Source organism: Pseudonocardia oroxyli (assembly GCF_900102195.1).
In the GTDB taxonomy this organism is placed as follows: Bacteria; Actinomycetota; Actinomycetes; order Mycobacteriales; family Pseudonocardiaceae; genus Pseudonocardia; species Pseudonocardia oroxyli.
Genome location: NZ_FNBE01000006.1, coordinates 49,598 through 66,097, shown reverse-complemented (window position 1 = coordinate 66,097; position 16,500 = coordinate 49,598). Strand labels below are relative to the sequence as shown.

13 protein-coding genes are annotated in these 16,500 nt (G+C 73.5%); 10 read left to right on the top strand and 3 right to left on the bottom strand.

The window, feature by feature from the left end:
- Positions 1-25: 25 nt before the first annotated feature.
- Together BLS43_RS10830 and BLS43_RS10825 are read left to right on the top strand one after the other, a co-directional pair.
- A complete protein-coding gene (locus BLS43_RS10830) occupies positions 26-610 on the top strand; it encodes a DoxX family membrane protein (protein WP_093081671.1) in 585 nt (194 codons plus the stop codon).
- Between the two features lie 64 nt (positions 611-674).
- Complete coding sequence (locus BLS43_RS10825; protein WP_176921270.1) at positions 675-1,460, top strand: phosphotransferase; 786 nt, start codon at positions 675-677, stop codon at positions 1,458-1,460.
- A gap of 90 nt (positions 1,461-1,550) precedes the next feature.
- Here the strand turns inward: BLS43_RS10825 and BLS43_RS10820 are convergent, their stop codons facing one another.
- The 3 genes from BLS43_RS10820 to BLS43_RS10810 all read right to left on the bottom strand — a co-directional run bounded on the left by BLS43_RS10820 (position 1,551) and on the right by BLS43_RS10810 (position 4,892).
- Positions 1,551-2,525, bottom strand: a complete 975-nt coding sequence (locus BLS43_RS10820) for an aldo/keto reductase (protein ID WP_093081661.1) — start codon at positions 2,523-2,525, stop codon at positions 1,551-1,553.
- Between the two features lie 71 nt (positions 2,526-2,596).
- Positions 2,597-4,438: a dihydroxy-acid dehydratase gene (gene ilvD / locus BLS43_RS10815; protein ID WP_093081656.1), complete on the bottom strand. Its 1,842-nt coding sequence runs from the start codon at positions 4,436-4,438 to the stop codon at positions 2,597-2,599.
- Between the two features lie 4 nt (positions 4,439-4,442).
- Entirely contained in the window at positions 4,443-4,892 is a 450-nt protein-coding gene (locus BLS43_RS10810) for a PH domain-containing protein (RefSeq protein WP_176921269.1), read from the bottom strand.
- Between the two features lie 76 nt (positions 4,893-4,968).
- Between BLS43_RS10810 and BLS43_RS10805 the strand changes: the two genes are divergently transcribed.
- From BLS43_RS10805 to BLS43_RS10770, 8 genes are all read left to right on the top strand, one after another.
- Positions 4,969-5,643 (top strand): TetR/AcrR family transcriptional regulator, encoded by a 675-nt coding sequence (locus tag BLS43_RS10805; RefSeq protein WP_143030005.1) that lies wholly within the window; start codon positions 4,969-4,971, stop codon positions 5,641-5,643.
- On the top strand, positions 5,640-6,404 hold the full coding sequence (locus tag BLS43_RS10800; protein ID WP_218129781.1) for a maleylpyruvate isomerase family mycothiol-dependent enzyme: 765 nt from the start codon (positions 5,640-5,642) through the stop codon (positions 6,402-6,404). Before BLS43_RS10805 ends, BLS43_RS10800 begins: the two co-directional genes overlap by 4 nt.
- Before the next feature lie 240 nt (positions 6,405-6,644).
- Positions 6,645-8,642 (top strand): acetolactate synthase large subunit, encoded by a 1,998-nt coding sequence (locus tag BLS43_RS10795; protein WP_245707421.1) that lies wholly within the window; start codon positions 6,645-6,647, stop codon positions 8,640-8,642.
- Positions 8,635-9,144 carry an acetolactate synthase small subunit gene (gene ilvN / locus BLS43_RS10790; RefSeq protein WP_093081642.1) on the top strand — a complete coding sequence of 170 codons (510 nt, stop codon included), beginning with the start codon at positions 8,635-8,637 and terminating at the stop codon, positions 9,142-9,144. The genes BLS43_RS10795 and ilvN overlap by 8 nt, the downstream gene beginning before the upstream one ends.
- Before the next feature lie 76 nt (positions 9,145-9,220).
- Entirely contained in the window at positions 9,221-10,225 is a 1,005-nt protein-coding gene (gene ilvC, locus BLS43_RS10785) for a ketol-acid reductoisomerase (protein ID WP_093081638.1), read from the top strand.
- Between the two features lie 154 nt (positions 10,226-10,379).
- Complete coding sequence (locus BLS43_RS10780; RefSeq protein ID WP_093082564.1) at positions 10,380-11,387, top strand: LLM class flavin-dependent oxidoreductase; 1,008 nt, start codon at positions 10,380-10,382, stop codon at positions 11,385-11,387.
- A 95-nt stretch (positions 11,388-11,482) separates the two neighbouring features.
- Positions 11,483-13,090, top strand: a complete 1,608-nt coding sequence (gene serA, locus BLS43_RS10775; protein WP_093081633.1) for a phosphoglycerate dehydrogenase — start codon at positions 11,483-11,485, stop codon at positions 13,088-13,090.
- 190 nt (positions 13,091-13,280) lie between these two features.
- A complete protein-coding gene (locus tag BLS43_RS10770; RefSeq protein ID WP_143030004.1) occupies positions 13,281-16,283 on the top strand; it encodes a S8 family peptidase in 3,003 nt (1,000 codons plus the stop codon).
- Positions 16,284-16,500: the final 217 nt, after the last annotated feature.

Here is a 16,500-nt window from a genome sequence, read left to right as displayed (position 1 = left end):
GGCGACTCGCCGATACGCTGCGGCCATGAGCGAGCCCACGCGCCAGTTCGACATCGGCACCCTCGGCGGCACGACCCCGCCGCAGGACACGCGGGAGAACCGGCGACCGGTGGCGTGGAACAGCGGCGCCGACCTCGGCATGCTGCTGCTCCGGCTCGGCGTCGGCGGGTTGTTCCTGGCGCACGGCGTGCAGAAGGTGTTCGGGCTGTGGGGCGGGCTGGGTCTCGACGCGACCGGCCGGATCATCGGCGACTACGGCTTCTCCTCGGCCTCCACGCTCGCCTGGGCGTTGGGTGTCGGCGAGCTCCTGCTCGGTGCGCTGCTGGTCGTGGGCCTGTTCACCCCGCTCGCCGCCGCCGGGCTGCTCGCGGTCAAGGCCGCCGCGATCACGGTGAAGTGGGGCGGTCCCTTCTTCGCGGCCGACGCGGTGAACGCCATGGAGCTCGACGTCGCCCTGGCCGCCGGTGCCGCCGCCCTGCTGTTCGTCGGCGCGGGCCGCATCGCCCTGGACAACGGGCGGACCTGGCAGCGCCGCCCGCTGCCGTGGGCGCTGTTGTGCCTGGTCATCGGCGCGGGCGTGGCCGTGGGCGTGCTGTTCGGGCTGCGGTGAGCGCCGCGGCTCCGCCGCCCGTGCGTGGCGAGTGGTGCTCTGGCACCACTTACCACTCACGACCGTGAGCTGGCTCGCCGCCGTCGGACGACGGCTGGGCGGGACCGCCGAGATCACCACCCGCACCCCGTTGTCGGGCGGGTACGCGAGCGGCGCGGTCGAGCAGGCGACGCTGCGGGTGGGGGACCGGGACGTCCTGGTGGTACTCAAACCGAGCGACCCGGTCGAGGTCGCCGCGCTGCGGGCGATCGCGGTGGTCGACGGCGCCCTCGTGCCCCGGTTGCTGCACCCCGACCCGCTGGTGATCACCTGGGTGGACGACGGGCCCGGCGACCCGCTGCGGACCCTCGCCCACGTCCACCGGCACTGGTCCCGCAACCGTCCGCGCGGGGTCCCGGTGGTCGATGCGGCGTGGTGGCAGGCGCTGTGTGCGCGCACCGCGGTCTCGCTGCGCGGCAACGGGTACTCCGCCGACCGGGTCGAGGCCTGGGCCACCGACGAGCGGATCGGGCACGCGCTCGCCGCCCTGCCGAAGACGCTGTGCCACGGCGATCCGCACCGCGGGAACCTGGTGGGGGACACGCTGATCGACTGGGGCAACGCGCGGGTCGCTCCCGCGGGCCTGGATCTCGCGGTGCTGCGTGCCCAGGGCTCGACGGACCTCACGACCTACCGGGAGGTGCTCCCGGAGGGCCCGCACGCCGCCGTCGAACGGGAGTGGGCCTGGGTCCACGCGCACGTCCAGTACCTGGGCTTCGCCGCCGACCACCTCGGCGCGGACCGGGTCGCGGAGATGCTCGACGAGGCGTCCGGCGCCCTGGCCCGCCTCGGACCCCTCCTACGGTCGTGAGTGGTAAGTGGTGCCAGAGCACCACTCCGCCCACCCACCCCGCGGCTACGCCGCTGCCGTCCCCCGGCCCACGCACAGGCGCGTCAGCGCTCATCGTCCCACGTTCCGCTGCAGATGCTCCGGGTAGCGCGCGCCCGCCACACCGGTGGCGACGGCGTCGAGCTCCTCGACGTCCTCCGGGGCCAGCTCCAGGGTCGCGGCCGCGACGTTCTGCTCCAGGTAGGTGCGGCGCTTGGTGCCCGGGATCGGCACCACGTGCTCGCCCTTGGCCTGCACCCACGCGAGCGCGACCTGGCCCGCGGTCACCCCGCGCCGGGCCGCGACGGCCTGGACGGTCTCGACGATCGCCAGGTTGGCGGCGAGGTTGTCCTCGGAGAAGCGGGGGAGGGTCGCCCGCATGTCGCCCTCGCCGAGCTGGGCGGTGGAGGTGATCGCGCCCGTCAGGAAGCCGCGGCCCAGCGGCGAGAACGAGACGACGCCGATCCCCAGCTCGTCGCACGTCGGGACGATCTCCGCCTCGAGCTCGCGGGTCCACAGCGACCACTCGCTCTGCAGCGCCGTGACCGGGTGCACGGCGTGGGCCGCGCGGATGGTGGCGGCGCCCGCCTCCGAGATGCCCGCGTAGCGGATCTTGCCCGCCTCGACCAGCTCGGCGAGCGCACCCCACGTCTCCTCGATCGGGACGGAGTGGTCGACGCGATGCTGGTAGTAGAGGTCGATGTGGTCCACGCCCAGCCGCGCGAGGGACTCGTCGCAGCACTGCGTCACGTACGCGGCGTCCCCCCGCGCCCCCTGGACGCCGTCCGTCCGGACGACCCCGAACTTGGTGGCCAGCACGACCTCGTCCCGCCGGTCCTTGATCGCCCGGCCGACGAGCTCCTCGTTGACCCCGGCCCCGTACACGTTGGCGGTGTCGAGCAGCGTGACGCCCAGGTCCAGGGCGCGGTGGATGGTGGCGATCGACTCGGTGTCGTCCCCGGCGCCGTAGGACTGGGACATGCCCATGCACCCGAGTCCCTGTGCGGAGACGGTCAGGGCGCCGAGCGTGCGGGTGGGAAGGCTCATGTGATCGAACCTATGCCCGACCCCCTCGTGAGTGGCAATAGTCGCCCGGGCGACTATTGCCACTCACGGGGTCAGGGGACGTGGCGGACGGCGCCGGTGTCCGCGGACGTGGCCATGGCGGCGTAGGCGCGCAGGGCCTTGCTGACCACCCGGTCCCGGTCCTTCGGGGTCCAGGGGCGTTCGCTCGCGTCCATCTTCGCGCGCCGCTCGGCCAGGACCTCGTCGTCGACGAGGATCGACAAGCTGCGCTCGCGGACGTCGATCAGGATGCGGTCGCCGTTCTCGACGAGGCCGATCGCGCCGCCGGCCGCGGCCTCGGGCGCCACGTGCCCGACCGAGATCCCGCTGGAGCCGCCGGAGAAGCGGCCGTCGGTGACCAGCGCGCACTTCGCGCCCAGGCCCGCGCCCTTGAGGAACGCGGTGGGGTGCAGCATCTCCTGCATCCCCGGCCCGCCCGCGGGGCCCTCGTAGCGGACCACCAGGACGTCACCGGGCTTGATCGTCTTGTGGAGGATGACCGAGACGGCCTCCTCCTGGCTCTCCACGACCAGGGCCGGGCCCTCGAACCGCCAGATGTCCTCGGGGATGCCCGCGGTCTTGATCACCGCGCCGCGCTCGGCCATGTTGCCGCGCAGCACCGCCAGCCCGCCGTCCGCGGTGTAGGCGTGTTCCAGGTCCCGGATGCACCCGCCCGCGGCGTCCGTGTCCAGCGAGGACCAGCGGTTGTCCGTGGAGAACGCCTGCGTGGTCCGCACCCCGCCGGGCGCGGCGTGGAACAGCTCGACCGCCTGCTCCGACGGCGACTCGGCCCGGATGTCCCACTCGGCCAGCCACTCCTCCAGCGACGGCGAGTGCACCGAGTGGACCCCGGTGTTCAGCAGGCCGGCCCGGTAGAGCTCGCCCAGCAGGGCGGGGATGCCACCGGCCCGGTGGACGTCCTCCATGTGGTAGTCCGAGTTCGGCGAGACCTTCGACAGACACGGCACCCGGCGGGAGACGGCGTCGATGTCGGAGAGGGTGAAGTCGATCTCGCCCTCCTGCGCGGCCGCGAGGATGTGCAGCACCGTGTTGGTGGAGCCGCCCATCGCGACGTCGAGCGCCATCGCGTTCTCGAACGCCTCCCGGGTGGCGATGCTGCGCGGCAACACCGACGCGTCGTCCGACCCGTACCAGCGCTCGCACAGCCGCATGACCGTGCGCCCGGCCTCGAGGAACAGCTCGCGGCGCGCGGAGTGCGTGGCCAGGGTGGAGCCGTTGCCCGGCAGCGAGAGCCCGAGGGCCTCGGTGAGGCAGTTCATCGAGTTCGCGGTGAACATGCCCGAGCAGGACCCGCAGGTCGGACAGGCCGAGCGCTCGACGGCGGCCAGCCCGTCCTCGTCGACCGCGGAGGACGCGGACGCCGAGATCGCGGTGATCAGGTCGGTCGGCGCCTGCGCCACACCCCCGACGACGACGGCCTTGCCCGCCTCCATCGGCCCGCCGGACACGAACACCGTGGGGATGTCGAGCCGCATCGCGGCGTTCAGCATGCCCGGGGTGATCTTGTCGCAGTTGGAGATGCAGACCAGCGCGTCCGCGGCGTGCCCGTTGACCATGTACTCGACCGCGTCGGAGATGACCTCGCGGGAGGGCAGCGAGTAGAGCATGCCGCCGTGGCCCATGGCGATGCCGTCGTCGACGGCGATGGTGTTGAACTCGCGCGCCACCCCACCCGCGGCCGTGATGGCCGACGCCACGAGGTCACCCATGCCCTTGAGGTGCACGTGGCCGGGCACGAACTGGGTGTAGGAGTTGGCGATCGCGACGATCGGCTTGCCGAAGTCGCTGTCCCCCATGCCGGTGGCGCGCCACAGGGAACGGGCTCCGGCCGCGTTGCGGCCGTGGGTGGTGACTCGGGAACGAAGGGCCGGCATTGCTCTACTCTCCAGCCGGGTCGGGCAGCCTGCCGCCGGAGACGGCGGCGAGCGCGGGAAGGTCTCGGACGCGGACGGTCGGGAGTGGTAGCTCCGAGTCGTCGGTCAGCACCGCGCTGACCCGGGATTTCTTGCCCAGTCGCAGCGAACTGATCTCCGACCACGGTACGCGCCTGCTCGCGAGGAGACGACGTGCGGTGACCGACTCGTCGTCGACCACCGTGCGTAGCCGCAGGATCCAGTACGCGTAGCCGAGCGGCACCAGGTAGACCAGCCAGAACCACGGCGCCCCGAACGCGAACGGGATCGCCGCGACGAGGAAGAAGGCCGCGCCCGCGAGCGCCAGCGAGGACCGGCGGAAGACCAGGCGGGACGGCGTCTCCCCGCGGGCGACCGGGTCGGCTGCGGACACGTGTCCCTCGGCCATGCCGGGCCGGGACTTCTCTGCGCTCACGCACACCATCGTCCCACTGCGCCGTTCGAGCGGCGAGACTGGACGTCATCGCTGATCACGGCCATAGTTCCGAATCGTGTTAGGAGAAACTTGGCAGGATCGGCGGCGGGCGTCGGCCCGCGGCGAGATCCTCGCCGTCGCCTGGGAGGTGGCCCGCCGGGACGGTCTGGGCGGGCTCACCCTGCGGGCGGTCGCCGACGGCGTCGGCATGCGCGCGCCGTCGCTGTACACGCATTTCGCCTCCAAGAACGCGCTGTACGACGCGATGTTCGGGCAGGCGTGGCAGGAGTTCGCCGAGGCCTTCGAGGCCGTGGAGCTGCCCGCCGACCCGCGCGCGGCGCTGCACGCGATCGCCCGGTTCTATGTCGGCTTCGCCACCGCCGACCTCGTCCGCCACCAGCTCATGGACCAACGCGTGCTGCCGGACTTCGCCCCGAGCCCGGAGAGCTACGCGCCCTCGCTGCGGGCGATGGAGCGGACCGTCGCCCGGTTCCGCGCGCTCGGGCCCGCCGTGTCCGACGCCGACGTGGACCTGTTCGTCGCCGCCCTCGGCGGGATCGTGGCCGCCCAGTGGTCCAACGACCCCGGCGGCGACCGCTACGTCCGGTTGCTCGGCCGGATGGTCGACCTGCTGGCGGACGACCTCGCCCTGCCCCGCCCAACCGAGGACCCGCCCACCGCACGACCCGAGGACCCGCCCGCCCCACCACCCGAGGACCCGCCCGCCCCACCACCCGAGGAGCTGCCATGACCGCCCCCGCCCCGACCTCCGCTCGCCGGGCCGCCCTGGACCACGAGACCGCGATGGACCTCGCCGCCGCCGAGTACGCCCGCGGCCTCGACCTGTTCGGCGGGCTCGGGTCCGACGACTGGGCCCGGCCCACCGACTGTCCCGGCTGGGACGTGCGGGACATGGCGAGCCACATGCTCGGCATGGCCGAGTGCGGGGCGTCGCTGCCGCGCTTCGCCGGCGAGTTCGCCCTGTCCCTGTGGGCGCAGCACCGGGCGGGCGGCAACAGCACCGACCACATGACGGCCCGCCAGGTCGCGCGGCGCGGCGGGATGGCGCCCGCGGAGATCGTCGAGCGCTACGCCGCGGCCGGTCCGCGCGCGGCGGCAGGCAGGCGGCGCAGGCCCGCGGCCCTGCGGGCGATGCCGGTCGGCGGGGTCGAGCTGCCGGGCGGGGCGCGGGAGCCTTGGACGATGGGCTTCCTGCTGGACACGATCCTCACCCGGGACTCCTGGATGCACCGCGTCGACATCGCGCGGGCGACCGGCCGCGAACCCGTCCTGACCGCCGCCCACGACGGCGTCCTCGTGGCCGACGTCGTGACCGAGTGGGCGGGCAGGCACGGCGCGCCCTGCACCCTCGTGCTCACCGGCCCGGCGGGCGGCCGCTGGGAGTTCGGCGGCGGTGGGGAGCCCCTCGAGCTGGACGCCGTGGAGTTCTGTCGGGCCCTCAGCCTGCGCGAACGCGGCACCGGCCTGCTGGCGACGGAGGTCCCGTTCTGACCCCGCCTCCCACGATCCGGGACGGGGTGTCCCAGCCGGTTGACGCCCCGCGCCCGCGGCGTGCTAGCGTCCTCGCCATGTCCGACCTCCGAATTCTCGTACTTTTCAGGCGCGTCACCGTCTGAGGAGGACCTTTCGAGTACTCGGACCCGACGCGCCACCCTCGTTCCGCCTGGCCCAGGCGACGGGGGTTTTTTCATGTCCGGCACCCATGATGTTCGGCTCAGTAGTGAGGCAGAGATGACCACCGCGACTCCCCGTCCCGGCACCCCGGGACCGAAACCGGCACCGCCGCCGGGACGTACCGGAGTGCCCGCGGGACGCCCGACCGGCGTCCCGGGGCAGCGACCCGACCAGCAGCGCGCCGACCAGCATCGACCCGACAAGACCGGCGAGGTGCGCCACGAGCCCGCCTCCGTCGTCCCCGGCCCGCGATCCGGGCCGGAGCAGGTCACCGGCGCCCAGTCCATCGTCCGGTCACTCGAGTCCATCGGCTGCGAGGTCGTCTTCGGCATCCCGGGCGGGACGATCCTGCCGACCTACGACCCGCTGCTCGACTCGACGTCGGTCCGGCACGTCCTCGTCCGGCACGAGCAGGGCGGCGGGCACGCCGCCACCGGCTACGCGCAGGCCACCGGCAAGGTCGGGGTCTGCATGGCCACCTCCGGGCCGGGCGCGACCAACCTGATCACCCCGCTGGCGGACGCCCACATGGACTCCGTCCCGGTCGTCGCCATCACCGGGCAGGTGGCCAGGCCGCTCATCGGCACGGACGCGTTCCAGGAGGCCGACATCACCGGCATCACCATGCCGGTGACCAAGCACAACATGCTGGTGACCGACCCGGCGGAGATCCCGCGGGCGATCGCCGAGGCCTTCCACCTGGCGTCGACGGGCCGACCCGGCCCGGTCCTGGTGGACATCCCCAAGGACGTGCAGCAGGCCCAGACCACGTTCTCGTGGCCGCCGGAGCTGAGGCTGCCGGGCTACCGCCCCACCACCCGTCCGCACAGCAAGCAGATCCGCGAGGCCGCGAAGCTGATCGCGGCCGCGCGCAAGCCGGTGCTCTACGTCGGCGGCGGCGTGATCAAGGCGGAGGCCCACGCCGAGCTGCTCGAGCTCGCCGAGCTCACGAACATCCCCGTCGTCACCACCCTGATGGCGCGCGGCGCGTTCCCGGACAGCCACCGCCAGCACGTCGGCATGCCCGGCATGCACGGCACGGTGGCCGCGGTCGGGGCGATGCAGAAGTCCGACCTGCTGATCGCCCTGGGTGCGCGCTTCGACGACCGGGTCACCGGCCAGCTCGCCACGTTCGCGCCGGACGCGAAGATCGTCCACGCGGACATCGACCCCGCCGAGATCAGCAAGAACCGGCGCGCGGACGTCCCGATCGTGGGGGACGCCAAGGAGATCATCGTCGAGCTGACCGACGCCGTGCGCGGCGAGCAGCTCACCGACCTCGGCGCCTGGTGGGCCCAGCTCGACGGCTGGCGCACGACCTTCCCGCTCGGCTACGACTGGCCGGACGACGGCTCGCTGTCGCCGCAGTACGTCATCGAGCGGATCGGCGCGATCGCAGGCCCGGACGCGGTCTACACCGCGGGCGTCGGGCAGCACCAGATGTGGGCCGCCCAGTTCGTGAAGTACGAGAACCCGCGGACCTGGCTGAACTCCGGCGGCGCGGGCACCATGGGCTACGCGGTCCCCGCCGCCATGGGCGCCAAGGCGGGCGTGCCGGACAAGGTCGTGTGGGCCATCGACGGCGACGGCTGCTTCCAGATGACCAACCAGGAGCTCGCGACCTGCGCGATCGAGGGCATCCCGATCAAGGTCGCCGTGATCAACAACGGCAACCTGGGCATGGTCCGGCAGTGGCAGACGCTGTTCTACGACCAGCGCTACTCCAACACCGACCTCGGCACCCACAAGCACCGCATCCCGGACTTCAAGCTCCTCGCCGAGGCGATGGGGTGCGTGGGGCTGCGGGCCGAGTCGAAGGACGACGTCGACGCGGTCATCCGGCAGGCCATGGAGATCAACGACCAGCCCGTGGTCATCGACTTCACCGTCGGCGCGGACGCCCAGGTCTGGCCGATGGTCGCCGCGGGCACCGGCAACGACGAGATCATGTCCGCCCGCGCCGTCCGGCCGCTGTTCGAGGGCGACGAGCTGGCCGCGGGAGTCGACGAGATCGCCGACGTCACCGCCCAGGCCCTGGAGGAGTCCGGTGAGTGAGACCCACACCCTGTCGGTGCTGGTCGAGGACAAGCCGGGCGTCCTGGCCCGGGTGTCCGGCCTGTTCTCCCGGCGCGGGTTCAACATCATCTCGCTCGCCGTCGGGCAGACCGAGACCCCCGGGGTCTCCCGGATGACGATCGTCGTGTCCGTCGAGGACTTCCCCCTCGAGCAGGTCACGAAGCAGCTGAACAAGCTGATCAACGTCATCAAGATCGTCGAGCTGGAGCCCGCCGCCTCCGTGCAGCGCGAGCTGATGCTCGTCAAGGTGCGCGCCGACGCCGGCGTGCGCAGCCAGGTCCTGGAGACCGTGCAGCTGTTCCGCGCGAAGGTGGTGGACGTCGCCCCCGAGGCGCTCACCATCGAGGCGACGGGCACGATGGACAAGCTGAACGCCCTGCTCCGGATGCTCGAGCCGTACGGGATCCGCGAGCTGGTGCACTCCGGGATGGTGGCCGTCGGCCGCGGACCCCGGTCCATCACCGCCGCGTCGGCCCGCTGAGGACCTGCTTGTCAGGGTCCGACCATCGGCACTACTACTTTCGCCAGACCCCCTTCGAGAGGATCCACCACCCGTCATGAGTGTCAACATCTACTACGACGACGACGCCGACCTGTCGATCATCCAGGGCCGCAGGGTCGCCGTGATCGGCTACGGCTCGCAGGGCCACGCGCACGCGCTCTCGCTGCGTGACTCCGGCGTCGAGGTGAAGATCGGTCTGCCCGAGGGTTCGAAGAGCCGCCAGAAGGCCACCGACGAGGGTCTCGAGGTCCTCACCCCGGCCGAGGCGTCGGCCTGGGCCGACCTGATCATGATCCTGGCGCCGGACACCAAGCAGCGCTTCATCTACGCGGACGACATCGCGCCCAACCTGAACTCGGGCGACGTGCTCGCGTTCGGCCACGGCTTCAACATCCGCTACGACCTGATCAAGGCCCCCGCGGACGTCGACGTGATCATGATCGCGCCGAAGGGCCCGGGCCACCTGGTCCGCCGCCAGTACGTCGACGGCAAGGGCGTGCCGGCCCTGATCGCCGTCGAGCAGGACTCCTCGGGCAACGCCAAGTCCATCGCGCTCTCCTACGCGGCCGGGATCGGCGGCGCCCGTGCGGGCGTCATCGAGACCACCTTCAAGGAGGAGACCGAGACCGACCTGTTCGGCGAGCAGGCCGTCCTCTGCGGCGGTGCGGCGGCGCTGGTCCAGACCGGCTTCGAGGTGCTCACCGAGGCGGGCTACGCCCCGGAGATCGCGTACTTCGAGTGCCTGCACGAGCTCAAGCTGATCGTCGACCTCATGTACGAGGGCGGCATCGCCAACGAGCGCTTCTCCATCTCCGACACCGCCGAGTACGGCGACCTCACCCGTGGTCCGCGCGTGGTCAACGCCGCGACCAAGGAGGAGATGAAGCGGATCCTCGCCGAGATCCAGGACGGCCGCTTCGCGCAGGAGTGGGTCGCCGAGGACGAGGCAGGCCGCCCGAACTACACCCGCCTGCAGAAGGAGGGGTCGGAGCACCCGATCGAGGTCGTCGGCGAGAAGCTCCGCGGCCTGATGAGCTGGGTGGGTGAGAAGGCCAAGTGACCCTGTGAGCGGCGATGGTCGCCAGAGCGACCATCGCCACTCACGACCACCGGCGGCGCTCCCGGATCCCGGGGGCGCCGTTCGTGTGTGCGGAAGAGATCGGGGCGCGGGCGTGTTGGCACGGGGGAGTGATCCCGATCGGAAGGTGCCCGTCGTGTCCCTGCCCCCGCTGTCCATCCTCGACCTGGCGACCGTCGCGGAGGGCGAGTCGGTGCGCGAGGGCCTGCAGGCCAGCGTGGAGCTGGCGCAGCGCGCGGAGCGCTGGGGCTTCCGGCGCATCTGGTACGCCGAGCACCACAACATGCGCTCCATCGCCTCGTCGGCGACGAGCGTCATGATCGGGCACGTCGCCTCGCAGACCTCGACGATCACGCTCGGCGCGGGCGGGGTCATGCTGCCCAACCACTCGCCGCTGCAGATCGCCGAGCAGTTCGGCACCCTGGCCGAGCTCTTCCCCGGCCGCATCGAGCTGGGGCTGGGCCGGGCGCCGGGCACCGACCAGAACACCTTCCGCGCGCTGCGCCGGGACCCGCGGGCGTCGGAGACCTTCCCCCAGGACGTCCAGGAGCTGCAGGCCTTCCTCGACGGCCAGTCCCTGATCGAGGGGGTCGACGCCTACCCGGGCCGGGGCACCCGGGTCCCGCTGTTCATCCTCGGGTCGTCGCTCTACGGCGCCCAGGTGGCCGCGATCCTCGGTCTGCCCTACGCGTTCGCCTCGCACTTCGCGCCCGACCAGCTCGAGGCCGCCGTGCAGACCTACCGCTCCGAGTTCCGGCCGTCGGCCCACCTCGCCGCGCCGCGGGTGCTGGCGGGGGTCAACGTCATCGCCGCGGACTCCGCGGAGGAGGCCGCCGAGCGGCAGCACCGGGCGCAGCTGAGCCGGGTCAAGCTCTTCCTCTCCCGCGGTGGCCACCGGCTGACCGACGAGGAGGCGGAGGCCGTGCTGAGCACGCCGTCCGGCCGCCAGATCCTCGGGATGATGAAGTACACCGCGGTCGGCACGCCGGACACCGTGGAGACCTGGCTGGAGGACTTCGCCCAGCGGGTCGGGGTGGACGAGCTGATCGTCGCCTGCCCCGTCGTCGACCGGGCCGGGTGGTTCCGCAGCTTCGAGCTCCTGGCCGGGCTCATGTCCGATTCGGCACAGTTCACCCACGCGTGACCGCCGCGTGGTATCGGGTGCGCCACCTCGGGGCGAGAACCGTCGGCGGGGCCTCCTAGACTCCTGGTGACCCGTCCGCCCACCTGTGGAGCATCGTGAGTAGCGCAGCCGCCACCCGTCCCGTCGTCCTGCTCGCGGAGAAGCTCGCGCCCTCCGCCGTGGAGCTGTTGGGATCCGAGGTCGAGATCCGGCACGTGGACGGCACCGACCGACCCGCCCTGCTCGAGGCGGTGGCGGACGCGGACGCGCTGCTGGTCCGCTCGGCCACCAAGGTCGACGCGGAGGTGTTCGCCGCCTCGACCCGCCTGAAGGTGGTGGCCCGCGCCGGCGTCGGCCTCGACAACGTGGACGTCCCGGCCGCCACGGCCCGCGGCGTCATGGTCGTCAACGCCCCCACCTCGAACATCGTGTCGGCCGCCGAGCACGCGGTCGCGCTGCTGCTGGCCACCGCCCGGCACATCCCGGCGGCGGACGCCTCGCTGCGCCAGGGGCAGTGGAAGCGCTCGCAGTACGGCGGCGTGGAGCTGCAGGGCAAGACCGTCGGCGTGGTGGGCCTGGGCAAGATCGGCCAGCTGGTCGCGCAGCGCCTCGGCGCGTTCGACGTCCGGCTCGTCGCCTACGACCCCTACGTCGCCCCGGCCCGGGCCGCGCAGCTGGGCATCGAGCTGCTCAGCCTCGAGGACCTCCTCGCGACCGCGGACTTCATCACCATCCACCTGCCGAAGACCCCCGAGACCCTCGGCCTCATCGGCAAGGACCAGCTCGCGCTCACCAAGCCGGGCGTGATCATCGTCAACGCGGCCCGCGGCGGCCTGATCGACGAGGACGCGCTGGCCGAGGCCGTGCGGTCGGGGCACGTCGGCGGCGCGGGCGTGGACGTCTACGTCACCGAGCCCACCACCTCGAGCCCGCTGTTCGAGCTGGAGAACATCACCGTCACCCCGCACCTCGGCGCCTCGACGACCGAGGCGCAGGACCGCGCGGGCACGGACGTCGCGCGCTCGGTGCAGCTCGCCCTGGCGGGCGAGTTCGTGCCGGACGCGGTGAACGTGCAGATCAACGGCGCCGTCGGCGAGGAGGTCCGGCCGTGGCTGCCGCTGGTGCAGAAGCTGGGCACCGTGCTGCACGCCGTCGCGGGTCGGGTGCCCACCTCCGTCACGGTGGACGTCGCGGGTGAGCTCGCGTCGGAGGACGTCTCGGTGCTGTCCCTCGCGGCCCTGCGCGGCGTGTTCCACCACGTCGTCGAGGACCAGGTGACCTTCGTCAACGTCCCGGCGCTGGCCGCCGAGCGCGGCGTCTCGGTCGAGCTGACCACCGCCCCGGAGTCGGAGAACCACCGCTCCGTCGTGCAGCTGCGCGCCGCCATGCCGGACGGCGAGGCGATCACCGTCTCCGGCACGCTCACCGGCCGCGCGCAGGTCGAGAAGCTCGTCGAGGTCAACGGCCGCCACTTCGACCTGCGCGCCGAGGGGGAGGTCCTGCTCCTGGAGTACGCGGACCGCCCCGGCGTCATGGGCCGGGTCGGCTCGCTGCTGGGCGAGGCCGCGGTGAACATCGAGGCCGCGCAGATCAGCCAGACCACGGACGGCGCGGACGCGATCATGCTGCTGCGCGTGGACCGGGCGATCGACCCGGGCGTGCTCGAGCCGATCGGCGCCTCCGTCGGCGCGAGCACCACCCGGATGATCAGCTTCGACGACTGAGCGCGCGGCTCTTCTCCCGACGGGGGGAGGGCCTGCTCGGCCCGGGCCATCACCCCGTCGTGAGCGGCGATCGTCGCTCGAGCGACGATCGCCGCTCACGGGCGGGGGTCAGCGGATCGGGTGTGACTCGGCGTCACCCTGCCTGTGCTGATCTACGTTTCGCTCACCGATCGGTGGGAGGGGAACGCGGGTGCCGTGGCGCAGGGTGATGGTGGTCGTCGCGGCGGTGCTGGCGGTGGTCGTCGTCGCGCCACCCGCGGAAGCGGCGCCTGTCACCGCGCCTGTCACCGCGCCCAGCACCGCGCCGAGCGCCGTGTTCGTCGAGTTCGACGACAGCGCCGCGGAGGCGGACTGGCGGGCCGCGCTGCCCCGGGGCGAGGACGCCGCCCGTCGGATGGTCGAGGGCACCCGCGCCCGCGTCGACGCCCACGCCGACGCGGTGCTGGACCAGCTGCGCGGCGCCGAGGGCGAGCGCGAGCTCTACCGCACCCACAACGCCGTGCCCGGCGTCGCGGTCCGCGCAGACCCCGCCGCGGCCGCCCGGATCGCCGCGCTCCCGGGGGTGCGCTCGGTCCGCCGGATCAGCGACGCCCGCCCGAGCAACGCCTCGGCCGCCCAGCTCGCCGGGACCATGCGGACCTGGCAGGACACCGGCAGGCTCGGCGCGGGCGTCCGGATCGGGATCGTCGACACGGGCATCGACTACACGCACGCGGACTTCGGCGGACCCGGCACCGTCGAGGCCTTCCGCGGGCCCCGGACGTTCCCGACGGCGAAGGTCGTCGGCGGCGTCGATCTCGCGGGCGACGACTACGACTCGGCGAGCACCGACCCGTCCCGCACCGTCCCGCGCCCCGACGACGACCCGCTCGACTGCGAGGGCCACGGCACCCACGTCGCCGGGAGCGCCGCGGGCTACGGCGTGAACGCGGACGGCAGCACCTTCACCGGCGACTACTCCGCGCTGGGCCCCGAGAGCCTCGACGCGATGCGGATCGGGCCCGGCGCCGCGCCGCAGGCCCGGCTCTACGCGATCCGCGTCTTCGGCTGCGCGGGTGCGACCGCGCTCCTGCCGCAGGCCCTCGACCGGGCCCTGGACCCCGACGGCGACGGCGACCTCACCGACCGGCTGGACGTCGTCAACCTCTCCCTCGGCACGGACTTCGCGCCCGCCGACGACCCGGTGAACGACTTCGTCGCACGCCTGGTCGACGCCGGGGTCACCGTGGTCGCCGCCGCGGGGAACGGCGGCGACGTGACCGACGCCGTCGGCGCGCCGGCGACCGCACCCGGCGCGATCGCCGTGGCGAGCGTCCGGGACGCGGGCGTGCTCCTCGACGCGGCGCAGATCGTGGGCGGGCCGCAGCTGACCGGCCAGTACGGCGTCGACTTCACGGGGACCCTCGACGTCACGGCGCCGGTCGTGGCCGTCGGCGGGGAGGGCTGCGCCCCGTTCGACGGAGTGCGGGGCGCGATCGCCCTGCTGGAGTGGCCCGCGGAACGGGCCTGCGGCTCGGCCGTGCGCGCGGACAACGCCCAGGCCGCGGGGGCGGTCGGCGTCCTGCTCGCCACCGACGGTGACCAGGGCGGCGCCCGGATCGCCGGCAACGCCACGATCCCGATGTTCCAGCTCGACGGCCCCTCGACCGCCGTCCTGCGCGGCGCGGGCCCGGTCCGGGTGCACCTCGACGGCACCCTCGCGGGCACCGTGGCGACCCGGGTCCCCGGGATCGCCGACACCGTCAGCGAGAGCTCCGCGCGGGGCACCCGCGGCCCCGGGGTGAAGCCGGACGTGGCCGCGCCCGGCGAGACGATCGTGTCGGCCGCCGCGGGCACCGGCTCGGGCCGGATCAGCGAGACCGGCACGTCCATGGCCGGGCCGTTCGTCGCCGGCGTCGCGGCGCTGGTCCGCGAGGCCCACCCCGACTGGACGCCGACGCAGGTCAAGACGGCGATCGTCACCACGGCCGCGGACGTCCGAGCCGCCACCGCGCCCAGCGGGCTCCAGGCGCCGATGCGGGTCGGTGGTGGGCGGGTGGACGCGAGGGCCGCCCTCGACCCACCGGTCCTGGCGGGCGACGGGGCGGCCGTCGGCGTCGGGTTCGGGGTCGTCGAGGTGCCCGCCGGGCAGACCGTGACCCGGACCCGGACGATCCAGGTCAGCGGGCCGGTCTCCGCCGCCCGGTACGAGCCGATCACGACGGTGCCCGGGGTGTCGATCACCGTGGCGCCGGGCGTGCCCGGCGCGCTGACGGTCACCCTCACCGCGCAGGCCGACGCGCTGCGACACACCCTCGACCCCACGATGAGCCCGGTCCAGCACGGACGACCCCGGCAGTACGTCGCGGACGCGTCCGGCCGGATCGTGCTCACCGCGGGCGGCCGCGAGGTGCGCGTCCCGGTCACCTCGGCCCCGAGACCGGTCTCGACACTCACGGCGCAGCGCGGCGGCGACGGGATCGTGCTGGGCGGCGCGGGCCTGGACCAGGGGAGCGGCAGCGAGGCCTACCGGTCCCGGGCGGGTGTGTTCTCCCTGCTCGCGAGCAGCCCCGAGCTGCCGGCCTGCGCGCCGGGCCGGGCGCTCGGGTGCGTCACGGGGGAGACCGGCCGGGGCGGGGACGTCCGCTGGGTGGGCGCCGCTCGGGCGGGCGACACGATCGGCATCGCCGTGTCCATGTGGGGCACCCTGCCGGACGTCGGCGCCACGACCGTCCCGACCGTCGGGTTCGACGTGGACGGCGACGGGGTCGTCGACCGCGCCGTCGGGCTGGTGAAGGTCCCCGAGACCGACGTGCTGGTCGCTCGGGTGGTCGACGCCGAGGGCCGCGAGCTGGACACCCTCCCGGTCAACGGGCTCCCGGGGGACGTCGACTCCCGGGTCTTCGACACCGACACCTGGGTCCTGCCGGTGCGGCTGTCCGTGCTCGGCGCCGCGCCGGGGAGACCGCTGTCCATGCAGGTCAGGGTCGAGGGCGACTACGGGCCGGTGGACGTCACGACGCCGGGGGGCGAGCCCACCGCACCGGTCGACGTGGTCGATCTCGCGCCCTGGGTCCCCGCCGGAGACGCTCCGTTGCTGACCCCCGCCGACGCGGGCACCCGCCTCCCGGACCCCGGCGGAGCGCTGCTGGTAGTGGTCCCGCAGAACGGGGAGGGCACCCGAGCGGCGGTCCTGCCTGACCCGAACGGGTGAGTGGGCCGCGACCGTGGGGGACCCCGCCGTCGGGCGTGTCGGTGCCGGGGCGCACAATCACACCCACTCGGGGGTGTGTCGGTCGGGTGCCGGCGGGCCGGGTGGCACGAGTTCACCGTCCCGGGTGACCCCGATGGGGTGGACGGTGGCGTTCGGCGGCGGTTCCGGCTAGTAGCGTGCGATCGCCCCCACGGCCGCGACGAGTGCGGCCGGATCA

Coding starts and splice junctions, on each gene's coding strand:
- BLS43_RS10830 (WP_093081671.1), top strand. CDS start 26: ATGAGCGAGCCCACGCGCCAGTTCGACATCGGCACCCTCGGCGGCACG.
- BLS43_RS10820 (WP_093081661.1), bottom strand. CDS start 2,525: ATGAGCCTTCCCACCCGCACGCTCGGCGCCCTGACCGTCTCCGCACAG.
- ilvD (WP_093081656.1), bottom strand. CDS start 4,438: ATGCCGGCCCTTCGTTCCCGAGTCACCACCCACGGCCGCAACGCGGCC.
- BLS43_RS10800 (WP_218129781.1), top strand. CDS start 5,640: ATGACCGCCCCCGCCCCGACCTCCGCTCGCCGGGCCGCCCTGGACCAC.
- BLS43_RS10795 (WP_245707421.1), top strand. CDS start 6,645: ATGACCACCGCGACTCCCCGTCCCGGCACCCCGGGACCGAAACCGGCA.
- ilvC (WP_093081638.1), top strand. CDS start 9,221: ATGAGTGTCAACATCTACTACGACGACGACGCCGACCTGTCGATCATC.